The 19,410-nt window shown below is 56.4% G+C and carries 13 protein-coding genes; 3 read left to right on the top strand and 10 right to left on the bottom strand.

The genetic code is table 11. The annotated features are described in order from the left end of the window. Nucleotides 1-425 precede the first annotated feature (425 nt). Nucleotides 426-3,008: a CotH kinase family protein gene (locus tag GGR27_RS15070; RefSeq protein WP_168038776.1), complete on the top strand. Its 2,583-nt coding sequence runs from the start codon at nt 426-428 to the stop codon at nt 3,006-3,008. 109 nt (nt 3,009-3,117) lie between these two features. After that, complete coding sequence (locus GGR27_RS15075) at nt 3,118-5,610, top strand: CotH kinase family protein (protein ID WP_168038778.1); 2,493 nt, start codon at nt 3,118-3,120, stop codon at nt 5,608-5,610. 35 nt (nt 5,611-5,645) lie between these two features. Here the strand turns inward: GGR27_RS15075 and GGR27_RS15080 are convergent, their stop codons facing one another. The 5 genes from GGR27_RS15080 to GGR27_RS15100 all read right to left on the bottom strand — a co-directional run bounded on the left by GGR27_RS15080 (nt 5,646) and on the right by GGR27_RS15100 (nt 13,575). Then, on the bottom strand, nt 5,646-6,119 hold the full coding sequence (locus GGR27_RS15080; RefSeq protein WP_168038780.1) for a GNAT family N-acetyltransferase: 474 nt from the start codon (nt 6,117-6,119) through the stop codon (nt 5,646-5,648). 12 nt (nt 6,120-6,131) lie between these two features. After that, nucleotides 6,132-8,570, bottom strand: coding sequence for a zinc-dependent metalloprotease (locus GGR27_RS15085; protein ID WP_168038782.1), 2,439 nt, complete (start codon nt 8,568-8,570; stop codon nt 6,132-6,134). A gap of 45 nt (nt 8,571-8,615) precedes the next feature. Then, on the bottom strand, nt 8,616-9,566 hold the full coding sequence (locus tag GGR27_RS15090; RefSeq protein WP_168038784.1) for a class I SAM-dependent methyltransferase: 951 nt from the start codon (nt 9,564-9,566) through the stop codon (nt 8,616-8,618). Between the two features lie 110 nt (nt 9,567-9,676). Then, a complete protein-coding gene (locus GGR27_RS15095) occupies nt 9,677-12,538 on the bottom strand; it encodes a replicative DNA helicase (protein ID WP_168038786.1) in 2,862 nt (953 codons plus the stop codon). A 353-nt stretch (nt 12,539-12,891) separates the two neighbouring features. After that, nucleotides 12,892-13,575 carry a polysaccharide deacetylase family protein gene (locus GGR27_RS15100; RefSeq protein ID WP_168038788.1) on the bottom strand — a complete coding sequence of 228 codons (684 nt, stop codon included), beginning with the start codon at nt 13,573-13,575 and terminating at the stop codon, nt 12,892-12,894. A gap of 574 nt (nt 13,576-14,149) precedes the next feature. On the opposite strand from GGR27_RS15100, the gene gltX reads away from it, so the two are divergent. Beyond that, nucleotides 14,150-15,679, top strand: coding sequence for a glutamate--tRNA ligase (gene gltX / locus GGR27_RS15105; RefSeq protein ID WP_168038790.1), 1,530 nt, complete (start codon nt 14,150-14,152; stop codon nt 15,677-15,679). Between the two features lie 221 nt (nt 15,680-15,900). On the opposite strand, the gene GGR27_RS15110 is transcribed toward gltX, so the two are convergent. The 5 genes from GGR27_RS15110 to GGR27_RS15130 form a co-directional block, all read right to left on the bottom strand. After that, nucleotides 15,901-16,611 carry an SCO family protein gene (locus tag GGR27_RS15110; RefSeq protein ID WP_168038792.1) on the bottom strand — a complete coding sequence of 237 codons (711 nt, stop codon included), beginning with the start codon at nt 16,609-16,611 and terminating at the stop codon, nt 15,901-15,903. A 293-nt stretch (nt 16,612-16,904) separates the two neighbouring features. Then, nucleotides 16,905-17,597 carry an endonuclease III domain-containing protein gene (locus tag GGR27_RS15115; RefSeq protein WP_168038794.1) on the bottom strand — a complete coding sequence of 231 codons (693 nt, stop codon included), beginning with the start codon at nt 17,595-17,597 and terminating at the stop codon, nt 16,905-16,907. Between the two features lie 193 nt (nt 17,598-17,790). After that, nucleotides 17,791-17,958 carry a hypothetical protein gene (locus tag GGR27_RS15120; RefSeq protein ID WP_168038796.1) on the bottom strand — a complete coding sequence of 56 codons (168 nt, stop codon included), beginning with the start codon at nt 17,956-17,958 and terminating at the stop codon, nt 17,791-17,793. A gap of 48 nt (nt 17,959-18,006) precedes the next feature. Then, nucleotides 18,007-18,837: a purine-nucleoside phosphorylase gene (locus GGR27_RS15125; RefSeq protein WP_168038798.1), complete on the bottom strand. Its 831-nt coding sequence runs from the start codon at nt 18,835-18,837 to the stop codon at nt 18,007-18,009. A gap of 232 nt (nt 18,838-19,069) precedes the next feature. Further along, complete coding sequence (locus GGR27_RS15130; protein WP_168038800.1) at nt 19,070-19,387, bottom strand: thioredoxin family protein; 318 nt, start codon at nt 19,385-19,387, stop codon at nt 19,070-19,072. Between the last annotated feature and the right edge of the window lie 23 nt (nt 19,388-19,410).

Below are 19,410 nucleotides of genomic sequence, written 5' to 3' on the forward strand. Positions count from 1 at the left end.
TCCTACTTCTCTGTCTAATTACTGCCTCCCTGACCGCCCAGGTCCGCCTGAACGAGGCCGTCAACTCCAACGGCCAACTTCAGGACGAAGACGGTGATACGCCCGATTGGTTCGAGCTCCACAACACCGGCGAACGACAAAACCTAGCGGGCTGGACGCTTTCCGACGACAGTGAGGAGCCCAAGAAATGGACGATCGGTAGCCTAGATCTCCCAACCGACGGCTACCAACTCATTTGGGCGTCGGGCAAGGATCGGAACGATGTTGCCGTCACCCGCACCCTCGTCGGCCCCGGCACGCCCGGATTTTATCTGGTCCCTAATCGCCCCGTCGCCACGGATTGGAACACGGTAGGTTTCGACGATGGTACCTGGACCGCGGGGACCACCAGTCTCGGCTTCGGCGACCCACCCTACGCCACCGTGGTGCCTACCGGGACGCGGTCCGTCTTCCTCCGCCAAACGTTTGACCTGACGGACCCAGCCACCGTACGGGAACTGCTCCTGGACGTGGACTACGACGACGGCTTCGTCGCCTACGTAAACGGCCGGGAAATCGCCCGCGCGAACCTCCGGGAAAGCCGCCCGGGTTACGACGCTACCGCGAGTAGTTCCAGCGAAGGACGGTTAGTCGATGGCGGCCAACCCGTCCGTTATGCCTACCGGGAGCTCAGTGAGTTGCTGCGTACGGGCGAAAACGTGCTGGCCATCCAGGTGCACAATCTATCTTCCCCGGCTACCGATCTGACCATCGCGGCGTTTCTCTCCGCCCGTTTTGCCGGCCCGGTCACGGACGGGACCGCGCCACCCGATCTGCTTGGCCTAGCCAGCGCTGGCCCCCACACGAACTTCAAACTTAACTCGGAGGGTGAAACCCTTTACCTTCACGACGATCGGGGAATTTTCGTAGATAGTTTGACGGTGGCGGGTATTCCGTCCGACGTTGCGGTCGGTATTCCCCCTTCCGGAGGGGAACCACTTCTGTACGAGGTGACGACCCCCGGTGCCCGAAATCCGGAAACGGGCTTCTCCGGTGCAGTGGGCGGCGACGTACTTTTTAGCCAGGCGGGTGGGCTGAGTACCGCCTTTGCACTCACCCTAAGCGGGGCGGGTGAAGGGGAGGAGATTCGCTACACCACCAACGCCACCTTACCGGTGGCTACTTCCGAACGCTACGACGAGCCGATTCAAATTACGCGCAATACCGTGATCCGGGCACGCATTTTCGGGCCGGGCAAGTTGCCTTCCGCCGTGCAAACGCAGACCTATTTGGTCGGTGTTGACCACGACATCGACGTCGTTACCCTCGTGACGGAGCCGGATAATTTTTTTGACGGCAAAACTGGCATCTACGTGCTCGGGGATGATTACGACGGCAAGTTCCCGTATTTTGATTCCAATATCTGGCAGGATAAAGAAGTACCGCTACACTTCAGTTTCATTCCCAAAGATGGTGGCGAAGTATTCTACCAGGACCTGGGCACCAAAGTATTTGGCGGTTACAGCCGCGCACGGTCCCAACGTTCCCTCTCGCTGTTCGCGCGCAGTCGCTACGGCGACGGGGATATGGACTACGCCTTTTTTCCCAACCGAAGCTACGACGAATACGAGAGCCTCGTCCTCCGCAATGGCGGCAACGACTGGCTCCGCTCGATGATCCGGGACGTCACCATGACCGGCCTGATGGACGGCTCCGGATTGGACGTGCAGGCCTTCCGGCCGGTCGCTACTTACCTGAACGGTAGGTACTGGGGTTTCTACAACCTGCGGGAAAAAGTCAACGAAGACTTCCTGGCCGCCCGCCACGGTGTGGACCCGGACGAAGTAGATATCTTGGAGTGGGACGGCGCCGTCGTGGAGGGGAGTAACCTGGACTACCTTGAATTAATCGACTTCGCATCCACTAATGACCTCAGCGAGGAAGCCAACTACCGGCGAGTGACCGATGAGATCGACGTGGATAACTACCTGTTGTACCAGGTCGCCCAGATTTACTACGCTAACCGCGACTGGCCAGGCAACAACGTCAAGTACTGGCGCGCGCAAACGCCCGGGGCCAAATGGCGGTGGATTCTCTTCGATACGGATTTCGGGGCGGCGCTGTTGAACAATACGGAGGCTAACAGCAACATGATCACCTTTACCCTGGCTACCTCCGGGACCGGCCGCGCTAACCCGCTCTGGTCTACGGTGTTGTTCAGAAACTTGATGGCCAACCGGACGTTTCGCGACCGCTTCATCAACCAAATGGCCGACGAAACGAACAGCCGCTTCCGCTACGCAAACGTCAATGAGTTGATCACCAATAACAAAGATTACATTAGTAAAGAAATACCGAAAGCCCTGCGCCGGTGGAACCAACGGAATAATTTTGCGCGCAGCACGAACGATATAAGGACGTTCTTCCGGGAGCGGCCGGGCAACGTGCAGCGACACGTCCGCGACTACTTCAACTTACGCGCTAACCACGCGGTGCGGGTGGTGATCGATGACACCGCGGAAGGTTACGTTGTGCTGAACAGTCTTACGCTGGAAGGGGCGGAATGGACGGGAGACTACTACGAAGGCGTCCCCATCAAGTTGACGGCCGTCGCACGGGCGGGCTACTCGTTCAGCCACTGGGAATTGGGCTCGGACGCCACGACGGCTACCATAACGGTGGACCTAAATTCATCCACTTCCTTCAGACCCATTTTCCGCTCCACGGCAACGTCGGTGGAGGCTACCCGGGGCTTGGCTAGCTTAGTTAATGTGACCGATTTTAGCTACTCACCCAACCCGGCTTCTGCGGTCGCACGCCTGGCTTTTACGACCCTACGCGGCACCCGCGTCCGCGCCCAACTCTTTGACGTACGCGGCGTATTGGTCACTACTTTCGTTGACCAAGAACTAGCGGCGGGTTCGCAAACGTTCAGTGCCGATGTTTCCCAACTTCCCGCCGGCGCGTATCAACTGCGCATCACGGAAAATGAGTCAAGAAGTGGCGTCGTTACTTGGGTACTTCAGTGAGAAGCATTCGCCGTTTCAAGGTGACGTTGAATTTTATTGCGCGGACGCCGGTGCCGGGTCGTTGGGGAAATAGCAAGGAAGAAATCCCGGTGGAAAACGCCCATCCATTATGCCATATTTTAAAAAGTTACCGAACGTGTACACCAGGATAATTTTACTGCTCGTCTGTTTATCCAATCTGGCGCTGAATGCCCAAATTAGGCTGAACGAGGCCGTCAACTCCAACAGCCAATTCGAAGACGAGGACGGTGACACGCCCGACTGGTTCGAGCTCCGTAACCTTGGTAGTGAGCAAAACTTGGCGGGCTGGACGCTCTCCGACGACGCTGATAAACCACAAAAGTGGACGATTACCGGCCTCGTAATCCCCGCCGGCGGCTACCAAATGATCTGGGCGTCGGGAAAGGACCTCGCCCTGCTCGAACTGACGGATTCTGCGCCGCACACCAATTTCAAGCTCAGTGCGGGCGGTGAAACGCTCTACCTCCACGACGACCGGGGCCGCTTCGTCGATAGCCTGGTGGTGGCTGGCGCCCCGGCGAATGTCTCCGTCGGTATCCCACCTTCCGGGGGGGAGCCAGTTCTTTACGGAGTAACCACCCCCGGTGCGCGTAATCCCGAAACGGGTTTTACCGGGGTGGTGGAAGGCGAAGTGAGCTTTAGTCAGGTAAACGGTGTGAGCGAGGCTTTTACGCTTACCCTCGGTGGGGATGACGGGGGGAAGGAAATCCGCTACACGACCGACGCTACCCTCCCGGTAGTAAACTCTCCGCGCTACACCGGGCCCATTCGGGTCGATACTAACGTCGTCGTCCGGGCGCGCCTCTTCGAACCCGGAAAACTGCCCTCCCCGCCGCAGACGCGTACTTATCTAGTTGACGTGGTTCACGACATCGACGTGGTTACTTTGGTGACGGAGCCGGATAATTTTTTCGATGGCAAGGACGGTATTTACGTCCTTGGTGATGGATACGTGGGGGATTTTCCCTTTCAGGGCTCCAACATTTGGCTGGATAAAGAGGTCCCCATCAATTTCACGCTGATTCCGGATGACGGTAGCGAGTTATTCAGCCAGGAGGTAGGGGCCAAAATATTTGGTGGCTACAACCGTGGGCGGTCGCAAAGATCCCTATCCCTCTTCGCCCGCAACCGCTACGGTGACGATGACATGGATTACGCGTTCTTTCCCAACCGAAGCTACCGAGAATACAAAAACCTCGTTCTGCGTAATTCCGGTAACGACTGGATGCGCACGATGCTCCGGGACGCTACGCTGACCGAACTGATGGATGGCTCTGGCCTGGACGTGCAGGCCTTCCGCCCCGTCGCCACTTACCTCAACGGGCACTACTGGGGTCTGTATAACCTCCGCGAAAAGGTCAACGAAGATTTTCTGTCCTCCCGTCACGGGGTCGATCCCGATAAAGTCGACCTGCTGGAAATATGGGGCAGGATAGTTGAAGGGAGTAACGAAAAATACTGGGAGCTGCTCGAATTCATCGATACTAATGACCTGCGAGAAGACGAGAATTATCGGCAGGTGTCCGAATTATTTGACGTAGATAACCTAATTAAGTTCCACCTGGCACAGATATACTTCAACAACCGCGACTGGTACAATAACGTGAAATTCTGGCGGGAGCAGGCACCCGGCGGCAAGTGGCGCTGGATTTTGTATGACACGGACCAGGGGGGCAGCCTCTCCGGCGGTGGTGGCGGGCCGCAAGTGGACGATTTGGGCTCCGCGATGAATGTTGACGGCCCCAACCCGGCCTGGGCAACGATACTGTTGCGCAAGCTGATGGTAAACCAAGTTTTTCGCGAACGTTTCATTAACCAGCTAGCCGACGAAATGAATAGCCGATTCTTGTTCGATAACGTAAATCGGCTCATCACTAAGAACGAGCAGCACATTGCCAACGAGATGATCCAGGCCGCCCGCCGGTGGCAGACCGAAGACAGGGTCAGGGGAAGCACGGAGCGGATGCGAAATTTCTTCAGGTTGCGGCCTGACTACGTGAAGCAGCACGTGCAAAATTACTTCGGTCTCCGCGCCGTCCACGAAGCCAAAATAATAATCGGTGACACGACGGAGGGCTACGTGCAACTAAATAGCCTCACGCTGGAAGAGCGGGAGTGGACGGGAGATTATTACGCGGGCGTCCCCATAAAACTGACGGCCATCGCGCGGCAAGGCTACGTGTTTAGCCACTGGGAGTTGGATGCAGACGCCACGACGGCGTCCATTACGGTAGACCTGGATTCAGATGCCGCCTTCAGACCAGTCTTCCGCTCCGCGGGAACTTCGGTTGGGGCCGCACGAGGGATGTCCGGATTAACGACCGTGCGGGATTTGACGTACTTCCCCAACCCGGCGTCATCGGTGGCCCGCCTTGCTTTTACCACCTTACGTGGCACCCGCGTCCGCGCCCAACTGTGCGACGTACGCGGCGTAGCGGTCAGGACTTTCGTGGATCAGGACCTACCGGCGGGGCGGAATACCTTCGAGGTCGACGTATCCCAACTTCCCGCCGGAACCTATCAACTGCAAATTACCGAAGACGAGGTCCGGAGTGGCGTGATTAGCTGGATAATCCAGTGATAATTACCGATTCACGGACCACACCGAAAAGGCGCTTACACTTCCGGAGTGGTGACGTCTTTCGCGTAACAGCAACTCTCTTCCACCCCGACGAAGGGACCGTAATTGTCAATACGCTCAAAACCAGCGCGCGCGTAAAATGCGACCGCGCCGGGCATCTCGTGACCCGTTTCTAGGATGATTCTCGATTTCCCTAACTCGGCGGCCCAGTGCTCGATCTCCGAGACAATGACGGAGCCCACCCGCCGGCCCCGCTGCGCAGGGGTGACGAACATCCGCTTCAACTCCACCGTGCCCGACCCGAATGCTTTGAAGGAACCACAGCCGATCGCCTCGTCGCCACGGTAGGCAATGACGACCTGCTTAATGTCTTCCAGGCCGTTGAACTGATCGAAGAATACCATTCGCTCGCCGTAAATGCCACGGAGATAGACGTCCAGCTGTTGGATTAGCCCCGGTAAACCAGGGTGAGCGGAATCAGTACGGAGGAGGGAAACGGGAGTTGCCAAACGAGATGTGCGTTAGTGTCCACAACCAATGGGCGAGCCGTCGGGTAAGTTCCCCGCCGGGGGCAATTTCAGCTCGCCGGGGTTGCGCAGGAATAATTTGATCCGATTGTCCAGGTAAGTGCGCTGCATTTCCTCGCCGTTCAGGCTTTTGGAAATGCGCCGCAGTTCGTTCATCGTGGCCGCCCGGACCATCTCCGCCGCCGTCGCGTCCGTCGCCACCCGCATCAGGTGTTCGACGTAGCGCCGTTGGACCATCGCGTTGAGCGCGGCGGCGTAGGGGCGTTCCGTTTTGTCGACGGGGTCGGCGTTGGTGGACGTCCAGATACGCTTCAGGTATTTCGGGAGAGTGGTAAATCCCATTTTGGGGTAAAGCGCGCGTTGCTCCGCCACCCGGTCGAGACGTTGGGGGTGGAGCATGAACATCAAGGTGTTGTCGGCGGCAAGCTCCGCCATGGCGAAGGGGTCTAACCCACCGCCGTTTTTGGTCTTAAAAAGCTCCCGGTCGCGGTCGTAGCCCATTGCCGGGGGCGGGATGGTGCGGTAGATCGTGGCGGGCAGGCGGAGGACGTCCGGGCTCAGGGTTCGCAGCAGCCCCTTAACCGCGCGGCGTTGCTCGTCGTCGTCCACGGGCTTCAGGCCGGCCGTTTCGTAGGCGCTGTTGGTTTCGTACTGGTAGTAGTAACCGGCTACGCTTTTGGCCACGGCTTCCACTTGGTAGCGGTGCATGAGGTAGACTGGGGTCAGTACTTTTTCCAGTTCCGAGATGGGTAGGTCGGGCGCGAGGTTGTCCGGGCCGAAGTTTTTTAGGGCGAAGGCGCGGAGTTCCAGCAGGCGGTCGAGTTCGTCAACGGCGTTGCCACCATTATCCCACAAGTGGGCCTGGGGGTTGCTACTGCCCGCGGGCCGCGCGTCGGCGTCGCTGAGGTAGAGCAGACTCAGCCGGTCATTTTCTTCGAGAATCTCGGCTAACTCCTCTTTTTCGCTAACGCCTTCCGTAAAGTCCTGGTAGCCGTAAAGGACCGTTCGGACGTCCCATTCGCCAATGCCGACGGCGTACGCCTCGCTCAAGTCGACCACGCCATTTTCCAGCGTCACGTAGGGGTGGGGATAATCCATCACCGAGGTCCGTTCGTTGACGGAGGCGGCGAAGTTGTGGGCCAGGCCGATCGTGTGGCCGACTTCGTGGGCGCTCAGTTGGCGCAGGCGGGCCAGGGCCATTTCTTCTAGGCGCGGGTCGGGTGTGCTACCCTCCGCGTAGGCGGGGATGAGCCCTTGCGCGAGCAGAAAATCCTGCCGCACGCGCAGCGAACCGAGGAGTACGTGGCCCTTGATGATCTCTCCCGTCCGTGGGTCGACGACGCTACTGCCGTAGCTCCAGCCCCGCGAACTGCGGTGTACCCAGTTGATGACGTTGTAGCGTACGTCGAGCGGGTCGGCGTCTTCCGGCAGCACTTCGACGCGGAAGGCGTTGCGGTAGCCGGCTTCTTCAAAAGCTTCGTTCCACCAGCGCGCGCCTTCGAGGAGGGCGGTTTTCACGGGTTCCGGCGCGCCCCGGTCGAGGTAATAAATAATGGGTTCGACGGGGTCACTCATCTCTAGCGTCGGGTCTTTCTTTTCCAGCCGGTGGCGGGTGATGAAGCGCTTGTGGAGGGGTTGGTCGATGGGCGTGGCGTAGTCGGCGTACATCATCGGGAAGTAGCCGCTGCGGGGGTCAAAGACGCGGGCTTGGTAGCCGTCGTCGGGTAGCTCCACGAAGCTGTGGTGCATTCGTAAACTAAAGCTGCCGGAAGTAGGCGTAACGCTGCGGAGTTGGCTGCCGGTCGCTTCGCCGGTGAAGGTGAGGGTCGCTTCGAATTCGCTATTTTGGGGGAAGTTTTTTGTCTTTGCCCGGTAGACGGCGCTGCGGTCGGCGTCGAGCTTAAAGGTGCCCTGTTTGCCTTTCTTCAGCCGGTCGATCACCCCGTGCGCGTCGCTGAGGAGCATTGGCGTCAGGTCGATCAGTGCCCGCCCGTCGCTCATCGCGGCGGCCTTGAAGCCGAAGAGTACGGACTGCGCGAAGGCGTCACGTACGCTGGCTACTTCATCCGGATTATCACTCACGGCGCGGTAGTCAAGATTGCGCTGGACGAGGAGAACTTTGGGGCCGACGCGCCGGAACTGCACGACGCGGCTGTCGCCAAGTTGGTTGCGGTCGAGGCCGATGTCGTTACTTCCCAGGCCGGCGGCGAGGCTGTTGACGTAGAGGAAATCCTCGTCGAAGTTTTTTACTTCCAGGTAGACTTTCCCTTCCTCATCGCTCCAGTAGAAGTCGAAATACCCTTCCATCTTCTCCAGGCTATCCGTGACTTCAGCGATGGATTTCATCTTCTTAGCGTCGGCCTTTTGGGCGCTGACGCCGGTGCAGAGGAAGATGGCTAGAAAGCCGAGTAACAGGGTACGGGGTAGGATCATTGCGCCAAGATAAGGAGCACGAAGTACACCGCAGGCAGTGCGGGGTTACGCTCCGATCAAAAGCCAGCACCGGTGCAAATTCCGCTTTCGGTAATCCGGTGGTAGCGTTTGCTTGGTAATCTCCTTGATGGAGGCCGCACCGCGCACCCGCGCTTCGTCTAGCTTAAACTTCCGGTAATTCGTGATGAAGTAGAGTTGTCCACCGGGTTTGAGCAGGTTCAGCGACCGGTTGAGGAGTTCGACGTGGTCGCGCTGGGTGTCGAGCGTGTCGCGCATCATCTTGGAATTCGAAAAGGTCGGCGGGTCGAGGATGATGACGTCGTAATTCGCGATGTCGTGCTTCTTGAGCCAGGGCACGGCGTCGGCACGGATGAACCGGTGGTTACCGGGCTCGATTTCGTTAAGGGCTAAGTTGCGCTCGCCCCACTCCAGGTAGGTGTTCGAGAGGTCTAAGCTATCCACCCGCTTGGCACCCGCGGCTGCGGCGTATACGGTGAACGAACAGGTGTAAGAAAATAGGTTAAGTACTACCGCGTCCTCGATTTCCTGCACCCGTTTGGCCACCATCATCCGTGTTTGCCGGTGGTCGGGGAAGAAGCCCGTGTCGAGGTAATCCGTCAGGTTGACGATAAAGCCAAGACCGTTCTCCACGACGGTAAACTCCCGCTGCGCTACGGACAGCTTTTCGTACTGGCTCGTACCCGATTGGCGTTGGCGAAGTTTAAAAAACACCTGGTCGCGCCCAACGTCGAGCACGTCCATGATCACGTCCCGGTAGGCCAGTTTCCGGTCCTGAAAATCATCCTCCGTCCATGTTTCCCCCCGCCGTTCGTACACCGCGACGTAAAGTTGATCCGCGTACCGGTCAATGGTGATGGGGAACTCGTCCAAGTCCGCATCGTAGATCCGGTAGGCTTCCAACTCCTGTCGGCGGGCCCACTTGTCGTAGTGGCGGGCCATTTTCTTTAGGCGGTTGGCGAAGGGGGTGTAGGGCATTTTTGGTCTGGGGTCTGGGGTCTAGGGTCTAGGGTCTGTAGTTCGCGGTATTGAATCTCAGAATCCGATGGTCCAGGACTATCATACTACCAGACTACCGAACTACCGTACTAAAAGGGTATGTCCTCATCCGTATTCATACGCGAAGGTATCGTCGTCGAGCCGTAGGGTTGTCCGCCGCTTTCGGATTGGATGGCGGTGTCGGGTAACAGGTCAAAATCCGGGTCGTCGAGGTCGGTGAAGCGGGCGAAGTCGCTGATGAAGCGCATGCGGAGGTCTTTGGCTTCGCCGTGGCGGTTTTTCCCGATGATGACGTTGGCAATGCCGGCGTTGGAGTTGCCCATTTCGTCTTCGTGGATGCCGTAGTATTCGGGGCGGTGGAGGAACATTACTATGTCGGCATCTTGTTCGATCGAGTTGTGGACGACGATGCCATTAGCAACGAAGTTGTGCGGGCCGGGAACGGTGAGGTCGTACACTTCTTCGTAAGCATCTTGACTAATAGAAACTATGGAGTCCCAGTAAATATCGCTTTGCGCTAACTTTTCTAACTCATTTGAACCCACGATGTCGGCTATTTTCTGCGCACGTTCTCTACCAATATTTGCTTTGTAGAGTGCAGTCCCACAGTAATTAGTGCCTAAGTTAGCCTGCATCTGTCGGGTAGTGATGCCACTTTGCTCCATTTGCGGGACGACGATAGAGCGCCACACGGATTTTGGGATAACGTCACGATTTGTGTTAGCGACTTTAGTGCTAAAGTGACTGATAATCTCTTCTAGCGCCTTCGTTTTATAATCGCCAACCGTTCCTACTTCCTGGCAGAATCGTAGCATATCGGTACGCCCCGTGATGAGGACGTGAAACTGATCACGTCCTTTCTCTTGTTGCGGTACGTTTTTTACCCGGGCATTTATGGATAAGCGGTTCAGTAAAGATTGCACATCGTACGCTAACCGACTGCTGCTACTGGCATAATATATTTTGGGATAACGGCTTCCTGGCGTCCCGCTATTGATGCAACCGTCGGTAGACCAAAGATGCCGTAAAAAGATACCTACGGCGTCTTCCTTTTGTTGAAAGACTTGGGTGGGAATAAATTTCTCGTGTGATCGCAATCCAAACACTCCAAGCGTAGTAAGCCATTCTGATATTACATTTCGGACTCCGTGGGTATGTTTTCTAGTAGAAGTGAAGTAAACTTGGTACCAGCCATTTCTGGACTGATCCTTTCCCTCGAATTTCATCCTCGGAGCGAGTTCTTTACCAAAAATTTGACTGGCTAAGTCCATTGTTAGTTCACCCAGATCCTTTTCTCTAGTCGTGTACTGTATGGTGTGCTTGGGGAGCGTGCAGCCGTCACCGATCAAATGACCGAGTAGGGCTAAATTGTCGTTGGACATTACTTGGGGGGCACTCCGAGCAGAACTTATTTTCCGGGGAAGGGCTAAGTGGTCTTTCACCGCTAGCTCATCCAGCCTTTTCCAGCCGTCCACCGTCAAAAATTTGTGATTCGCCGTGGCACGAATGGTCCGGCCGAGCGCGGTTTGAAGTTTATACGTCTGCTTCGTGCCGGTAGAAAAGGCTCGGCTTACGGTAGCCGGTTGCATTTTCAGGTGTTCATCAGTTGACCAAACTTTGAATCCTCCATCTGGATATTTATTAACTAATTCACTTAATCGAATCCGCTTTCCAGTGTCCGCAATCGTGACCAGTGTTTCTCCCGTGAGACAACCGGATTCACGAAGGTCACTCAACTGCGGACGCTTATCCCCACCCCGGCTCTCGACCGCTCGGCTAAGCTGGGAAAGCGCAATGACCGGTACGCTCAATTCTTTCGCCAAACCCTTTAACGCCCGGCTAATCCCGGAAACTTCCTGTTCCCGGTTCATGCCCTTGTTGCTCTCCCCCGCACCGGACATGAGCTGAAGGTAGTCGATAATGACCATCGAAATATCTTTTTCCTGCTTCAGGCGGCGGCACTTGGCGCGGAGCTCGAAAACGTTGATGCCGGGGGTGTCGTCGATGTAGATCGGCGCTTCGCCGACGCGGTCCATAGCGGCCGTGAGGCGAATCCATTCGTCGTCGTCGAACTTACCGTTTCGCATCTTTTGGCCGTTGACTTCGGCGTCCTGGGAAAAAATTCGGCCGGCCAACTGCGTAGCGCTCATCTCCAGGGAGAAGACCGCTACGCCACGTTTGTAGTCCACGGCGGCGTTGCGGGCCATACTGAGGACGAAAGATGTCTTACCCATCGCGGGGCGGGCGGCGATGATGATGAGGTCGGAAGGCTGTAGACCGGAGGTGAGGCGGTCTAGCTCGGTGAATCCGGTGGGGACGCCCGTGAGGCCATCTTCCTTTTCGCGGAGCATGACTAGTTGCTCCATCAGTTGGTTGGCCAGGGAGCCCATGTCGGCCACCTGCTTACCCATGTTCTTTTCGGTGATCTCAAAGACGTTGCGGCCGGCTTTGTCGAGCAGATCGAGCACGTCGGTGCCGTCGTCGTAGGCTTCCTTGATCACTTCGTTGCTCGTCCGGATGAGCTCGCGCTGGATGTATTTTTCCGTGACGATCCGCGCGTGGAACTCGATGTTGGCCGAGCTGAGGACTTTGTTGGTGAGCTGGGCGAGGTAAGCCGCGCCGCCGGCTACTTCCGCTTCGCCGTTTTTCTTCAGGTCTTCGCGGACCATCAGCACGTCGATCGGCTGGCTGCGCTCGAAAAGACGGCGCATGCTGCGGTAAATGGCCTGGTGGGAGGGCTTGTAAAAGGACTCCGGCGAGATGATATCGACCACCTTGATCATCGCTTCCCGCTCGATCAGGAGCGCGGACAGGATGGCTTCTTCCAATTCCGTAGCCTGCGGCGGAAGCTTACTGTACTCGGGTAGGTTCGCCTCCTGTAATTGGTTGCGGTTGCTCCATTTTGTACCGCTGCCACTCTCCCGCCGTTCGTACGTTTTTTCCTTTGCCATATCCCCGCAAAGTTACGCCGTCCACCTGTTGGAAATGGTTAATTATTCAAACAGAATGTGGAAAACTTTGTGGAAAGTCGTGTGGAGAACTATTCTTAGTTGGTGAATTGGTGCCGGTGGCTCACCTAATTATTGGTGTGTATCACTAATTCCAAATCAAGGAGACCAACAATTTTTGCTTTTCCCGGTAGTTGCCAAAAATAGTTTGACGGAGATGGGCGCGGTCGCAGGTGCCGAGTTAATGGGCGGGGCACCTCACGCACCAACTATGCATCCCGCGACCGCGCAAAAATTGCTTTACTCGACTAAGTGAAATCATGGAAATACCAGCTAGCCACTTAAAATATCACCGTCTAGTTAGCCGTACGAAGCTGGGTACCGGTTGTATCCTGTGCTGACTCGTTCTGAGCCAGCAACTCCGGCGTCAGGGCCGCGAAGCTGTAGCCCAGCGCAGCGTAGTGGGCCAGGACGCGGGGCAGTGTTTCGCGCACGTTCCGTTCCGCCTTGAGGCTATCGTGAAACACGACGATGCTGCCTGGCCCAGCATTTTTTACCACGTTCCCGTAGCAATCTTCGGCCGTCATCTCGGGGTCGAAGTCGCCGGAGAGCACGTCCCACATCACCACCTCGTAGTGCCGCTGGAGGAACTGCGCCTGGGAAGGCTTGATTCTGCCGTAGGGTGGGCGGAAAAGGGAAGATTTTACCTGCAGGGCACAGTGGCGTACGTCGTGAAAATAAGGCATGTTGTCCGACTCCCAGCCGTCGAGGTGATGCATCGTGTGGTTACCCACGGTGTGGCCGGCGGCCAGGGTCGCCTTGATGAGCTCGGGGTAGCGGCGGACGTTGTTGCCGACGCAAAAGAAAGTGGCCTTGGCGTCGAAAGCCGCGAGCTGCTCGATGATCCACGGGGTGATTTGCGGGATGGGTCCGTCGTCAAAGGTCAGGTAGATGGTGGGGTCCGAATCGTCAGAAGGGCCTATCCAGTGAAAGTTTGGCAGCAGTCTTTGAACGAGGCGGGGAGTTTTTACGAGGTACATGTGCAAATATATTCGTGGGTGGGTAGGCGGTTAGTAGGGAGGTGAAGGTGTGTTAATTGGTGTTTTCGAGTAGGGTGTAAGGAGTGTGTATATGCGGACAGTACACAAGGTGATTAACGAAGAAAGAGCACTTAAATTGAATATATCTCTAAAACAGGGTTGCCGGGTCCGGGTTAAGTAATGATTAACAGTTAATGGCGTTGCCGTCGGCTACGTTACTTATATCTGCTACCTTTGCCAAATTTTAGAGCATGTTGGGACTTTAGCTTCCGGCCTTGTTTTGGCCACTTTTGCGGTGGTCTTCGTTAGTAAAATCCTCATTCCCCGATAGCTATCGGGGCGGCTAAACTCCGGTTTTGCTGCCTTAACCATCACAAAACTGCCTCACCACGCAGTAGCAGCGTAGCTAAAACCGGCCAGGAACCCAAAGTCCCAACATGCTCTTACCTAAGGAGGCCGGGGGAAGCACGATTAGTTGCGCTGCTTTATGGGTATTTTTAAAACGAAAAAATAGTCTTTTTCGCTGCTTACCAAACAAAATTCTTACCTCGCCTCCGATCTTAATCATTAAGCCATGAATCCCGTCCGCGTTCGCTTCGCTCCTTCCCCCACCGGCCCCCTCCACATCGGTGGTCTCCGGACTGCGCTGTATAACTATCTTTTTGCCCGCGCCAACCAGGGCACTTTCGTGCTGCGTATTGAAGACACCGACCAGAAACGCTACGTCCCGGGCGCGGAAGACTACATCACCGACGCCCTGGCCTGGAGCGGCTTCAGCCCCGACGAAGGGCCAAAGGCCGGCGGCAAGTACGGCCCCTACCGCCAGAGTGAGCGACGCGAATTATACGCCAGCCACGTACAGTACTTACTCAACGAGGGCAAAGCCTACTACGCCTTCGATACGGAGGACGAGCTGGATAACCGCCGCGACTCGGAAAAGGAAGCGGGGAACCACAACTTCCGCTACGACGCCAGCACGCGCGGCGGTATGCGCAATTCCCTTTCCCTCACCCCGGACGAAGTCAAACTTCTCCTCGAAAGTAAATCTCCGTACGTCGTCCGCTTCCGCATCGACGCCGGTGAAACGGTCACCTTTCAGGATGTTGTCCGCAATGAAGTTACTTTCCAGACGGACGAGATCGGCGACCAAGTCCTCCTGAAGGCCGACGGCCTGCCGACTTACCACCTGGCCAACGTAGTCGACGACCACCTCATGAAAATCAGCCACGTCATCCGGGGTGAGGAATGGTTACCGAGCACGGCGCTGCACGTGCTGCTTTACCGCGCTTCCGGCTGGGAGATGCCCGTTTTCGTTCACCTGCCCCTGCTGCTGAATCCGAACGGAAAGGGCAAGTTGAGTAAGCGTAAGGGAGCGGATTTGGGCTTCCCCGTCTTCCCCCTCCGTTGGAACGACGCGGCCAAGCGGGAAACCTTCGACGGCTTCCGCGAAACCGGGTTCCTCCCCGAAGCCATGGTCAACTTCATCGCCTTCCTCGGCTGGAACCCGGGCACGGAAGAAGAAATTTTCAGCCTCGAAGAACTGGCCGAGGCCTTCACGCTCGAGCGCATCAATAACTCCGGCGCCCGCTTCGACATCGATAAGGCCAAATGGTACAATCAGCAGTACCTGATGGCCGCGCCGAATTCGAAGTTAGCCCCGTTGGTGCAAACTGAATTTGCGCAAGCCGGTCGGGAAATACCCCTTGAAAAAGCCACCGCCATCGCCGGATTATTAAAGGAGCGCGTCCACCTGATCCCGGAGTTTTATACCCAGGGTACCTACTTCGTTGAGCCGGTGACGGACTACGAAGAGAAAACGATCCGCAAAAAATGGAAGCCCGAGTTGCGCCAGAAATTCGACATGCTGGCCGACCACCTGAACCAGTCTAGCTACTGGACGGCCAAGCACATTAAGCAAGATGTCGTCGATTTCATGGGCGCTAATGAGCTCGGTTTCGGCCAGGTGCTACCGATCATTCGCGTGGCGATTTCCGGGACGGTCCAGGGGCCGGATGCTTTCGGGATGCTGGAGGTCGTGGGGCAGGAGGAGTCGGTGCGGCGGTTGCGGGCGGGGTACGATGTTTTTGACGGGATGGTTGGGTAGGGAGTGCGTCGTTGTTCTGGCTAACTTCACCTAAAAGACTTAACCACAGAGGACACGGAGGCCACAAAGAGTAGCACTTTATGATCTCCGTGTCTTCTGTGGTGAGAAATAAAGTGCTGCGTAAGGTTAATTAGATGATTGCAGAGATGATCCCTAGCCGGGGAAACTGCAATGAGGAAAACCTGAGGCCCACATCTTCCGGCCACGAGACCGTAGCGTCATTATTTACTGGGCTGATCCAGCAGCAGCCGAATGTCGTCCATCAAAAAATCCACCTCAGCCGGGTCCAGGCCACTGGCGTAGGAGCGGACGAAGCCGTCGCGGTCGACGAGGACGATGTAGCCGGAATGGTCAAAGCCTCCGGGCGCATTAGCATTTTCTTCCGCGATGCTGAGGTATTCCGCATCGAGGTCGTATATCTCAAATTTGTCGCCGTGGACGAAGCGCCAGCGGTCCATATCCGTGATGCCGAGTTTGGTGGCGTAGTCTTTCATGCGCTCCGGCGTGTCGCGCTTGGGGTCGACGGTGAAAGACACCAGGGCAAAGTCGGGATCATCCGCAAACTCTTCTTCGATGCGCAACATCTGGCCCTTCACTTTCGGGCAAATAGTGGGGCAGGCGGTGAAGAAGAAATCGACGATGTGGACTTTACCGCGCAGGTCGGTGTTACTGATTGGCCGGTCGAGCTGGTCTACGAACGTCCAGTCACGGACCGGTTCCGGGCGGAGGGTGCCGTCGGCGTCGCGGGGCTGGTTGCCGGGGTAGGTGAGGGAATCTTTTAGGTAGTTGCCGTCGGCGTCCTGGGCGTGGCGCTTGTAGAAGAAGGGTTGGCCGTCGTCTTCTACGCTGGCGTTGGCGTGGGTATCGTCACCGCAGGCGGTTAGGGTGATGGTTAGTGCTAGGGCTAGGAGGTAGGCTGTTTTTTTGTACATATTGACTGTGTTTTTTGGCGGTTAATGACCCTCTCCCTCTTGTCCCTCCCCACGGGGGAGGGATGATTCATTGTCGAAGGGCTATTGATTTGACTGCGTAGTAGAGAATCGACTTGTACTTCAATATTGATAGTCAAATCAACAGATTCTCGTTCCAATTCGCCTCTTATGGAGGGGTGTTTCACCCCCTCTCTCTTCGGCCCCCCGCAGGAAGCACCGAAGCTAAAGGGGCGGCGGGGTGAGGGGATTATCACTAACAAATAACCACCCAACAAAACTCAAGTTGTCACCCCTCAGTCCTTTTTCTTAGCCAGATAATAATCACACCGCTCCGCCACCACGCACTTGCTGCACTTTGGGTAGGAATAAGTGCACACGCGCTGGCCGTGCTTAAAGAGTAGTTTGTGGAAATTGAGTAGTTCATCCGCATCCTGCGGGAGCATGTCCAGGAGCGCTTTGTGCGACTTTGCCTGGGTAATTTTCGGTGGCAGAATGCCGAAGCGCGTACTCACCCGGTGGACGTGCGTATCGACGGGCAGGGCGGGGCGGCGGAGGGAAAATAGGAGGACGAAAGTAGCTGTCTTGAAGCCTACACCGGGAAGTTTCATCAGTAATTTCTGGGCTTCGTCGACGGGCATTTCTTTCAGGAAATCCATCTTCATCTCCCCGTATTCCTCCTTAATAATGTTGAGCAATTCCTTGATCCGTGGCGCTTTCACCTCCGGCCAGCGGCTAGTTTGGATGCACTCTTCGATGCCCGCTACGGGGGCCGCGGCGACGCCTTCCCAGTCGCCGTAGGTGGCCAAAAGTTTGTCGTAAGCGGCTTTCTCGTCGGCGTAATTCGTGCGCTGACTGAGGGTGGTGGCGATGATTTGGTCGACGGCCGATTTGGTGCTGTACCGGGTCTGGCGGCCGTATTCCGCCTGGAGGGTTTCGATCAAATAATCGAGGTTGGCGGGTGCGGTTTGTTGGGTGGTGGGCTGCATTATGCGCTTTATTACAGAGCGCGGGGGCGGGGTGGGTTTGTTCGGTTCGCCTGCTTGGATGTAGCCGACACGGTAGTCAACTCTCACGTTTCCGTGCGTATTGTAAAGCAACAAAAACTGGTTGAGGGTAACGTTTTTATTCACTAGAGCCAGCATCGTCGGACGCCACGAAGAAATCCACCAGTGACTGGTACTACATAAAATAGACCTTGAAGTACCGGTAGATTTTATCCCAATTCCGAAAAAGGATCAGCACGGCAAAAACCAGCGCCCCAATGAGCAAGATGCGGATGACCCGGGAGCGCTCGGCGCTTTTCTCGCGGCGGGTCTGGTACTTGTGGCGGGTGGACTGTTTTGGCAAAAGGAAATTGGTCTGGGGTCTGGGGTCTTTGGTCCGTAGTCTTTGGGGTTACTTGGCCGCTATTTTTTGGACCAGGTCCTTGATGAAGCCCTTTAATTTTGGCTCCACGGCTTGCACCGTATCGATCACGTCCTGTACCGTTGTGGGCTGTATTTCAACGATGGGGTAGCACTTGTTGGAAACGACGCTCATCACGAATACCGGTAGGCCGCAGTGGCGGGCGACGAGTACTTCCGGGACGGTACTCATCCCGATGCAATCCGCGCCGAGGATGTTGGCCATCTTGTATTCCGCGGGCGTCTCCAAATTGGGGCCGGCTAGTGCGAGGTAAACGCCTTCGTGGCCCTTGATGTCGTGGGTAGCCGCGGCGGTGATGGCCCAGGCGTTGAGTTCGCGGTCGTAAGCGCGGAGCATGTCGGGGAAGCGCGGGCCGAGGCGGGGGTCGTTGGGGCCACGCAGGGGGTTCTCGGGCTGCATGTTGATGTGGTCGCGCAGAAAGATCACGTCGCCGGCGTCCATATCTGCGTTAACGGAGCCGCTAGCGTTAGAGATAATCAGGTGCTCGATGCCCAGGGCGTGCATCACGCGGACGGGGAAGGTCAGTTGCTGCATGCTGAAGCCTTCGTAGTAGTGCAGCCGGCCGGACATGGCCACGACGGGAACACCGTGCAGGGTACCCAGAATCAACTTTCCCTGGTGAGAAACAACCGTCGAAGCACAGAAGTAGGGGAGCAAACCATAGACGAACTCGCGCTCGACGACAATGTCTTCGCTCAACGTGCCCAGGCCGGTGCCGAGAATGATGCCGAGTTGGGGTTTTAGGTCACTGCGCTGGCGAATGAAGGCTAGGCATTCCTGGATTTGGTTGTGTAAGGTCATTTTGGTCTGTGGTCTAAAGTCTAAGGTCTGGAGTCTATGGTCTCTAGTCTGTGGTCGGCTAAAGATCGGAAATTTGGGGGAGTCCCGGGTGTTACAATTTAATTGCTGAACTCGAGCGTTCTCGGTAGTGGGTTTTCAACACAAAAAGCACAAAAGGAATTAACTATCGGAGCCAACTTTCCAAGTTTTCTGGTACTCTTACCTCCTTTTTTCTTACTTCTTTACTCTTCTTTCATCCTTCCACCAACTTCCCAATCTCCCCCTTCAAAACCCCAATGCTCTGCACCCCAGAGGCCCGAAATTTAATGTCACCATTCTGAAAAATGATCGTCGTCGGCATCGACTTGATGGCCAGCTTGTCAACGATCTTTTGGTTGCGGTCCACGTCGATCTTAACGAGGCGCATGCTGTCGCCGAGGTCCGTTTTTAGTTGTTGCAAGATGGGGCTGTAGGCGTGGCAGGGGCCGCACCAGGTGGCGAAGAAATCGACCAGGACGGGCGTTTCGGAGTTGATCAGTTCTTTAAAGGACAGTTGTTTTTCGTCGGCCATGGGGCGGGTTTTGGGAGAAAACG

Source organism: Neolewinella antarctica (assembly GCF_011927835.1).
GTDB classification, from domain to species: domain Bacteria; phylum Bacteroidota; class Bacteroidia; order Chitinophagales; family Saprospiraceae; genus Neolewinella; species Neolewinella antarctica.

Bases quoted from the DNA above. Each gene is read 5' to 3' on its own strand.
- gltX (WP_168038790.1), top strand. From the start codon at position 14,150: ATGAATCCCGTCCGCGTTCGCTTCGCTCCTTCCCCCACCGGCCCCCTC.
- GGR27_RS15085 (WP_168038782.1), bottom strand. From the start codon at position 8,570: ATGATCCTACCCCGTACCCTGTTACTCGGCTTTCTAGCCATCTTCCTC.
- GGR27_RS15095 (WP_168038786.1), bottom strand. From the start codon at position 12,538: ATGGCAAAGGAAAAAACGTACGAACGGCGGGAGAGTGGCAGCGGTACA.
- GGR27_RS15110 (WP_168038792.1), bottom strand. From the start codon at position 16,611: ATGTACAAAAAAACAGCCTACCTCCTAGCCCTAGCACTAACCATCACC.
- GGR27_RS15075 (WP_168038778.1), top strand. From the start codon at position 3,118: ATGCCATATTTTAAAAAGTTACCGAACGTGTACACCAGGATAATTTTA.
- GGR27_RS15115 (WP_168038794.1), bottom strand. From the start codon at position 17,597: ATGCAGCCCACCACCCAACAAACCGCACCCGCCAACCTCGATTATTTG.
- GGR27_RS15090 (WP_168038784.1), bottom strand. From the start codon at position 9,566: ATGCCCTACACCCCCTTCGCCAACCGCCTAAAGAAAATGGCCCGCCAC.
- GGR27_RS15100 (WP_168038788.1), bottom strand. From the start codon at position 13,575: ATGTACCTCGTAAAAACTCCCCGCCTCGTTCAAAGACTGCTGCCAAAC.
- GGR27_RS15130 (WP_168038800.1), bottom strand. From the start codon at position 19,387: ATGGCCGACGAAAAACAACTGTCCTTTAAAGAACTGATCAACTCCGAA.
- GGR27_RS15125 (WP_168038798.1), bottom strand. From the start codon at position 18,837: ATGACCTTACACAACCAAATCCAGGAATGCCTAGCCTTCATTCGCCAG.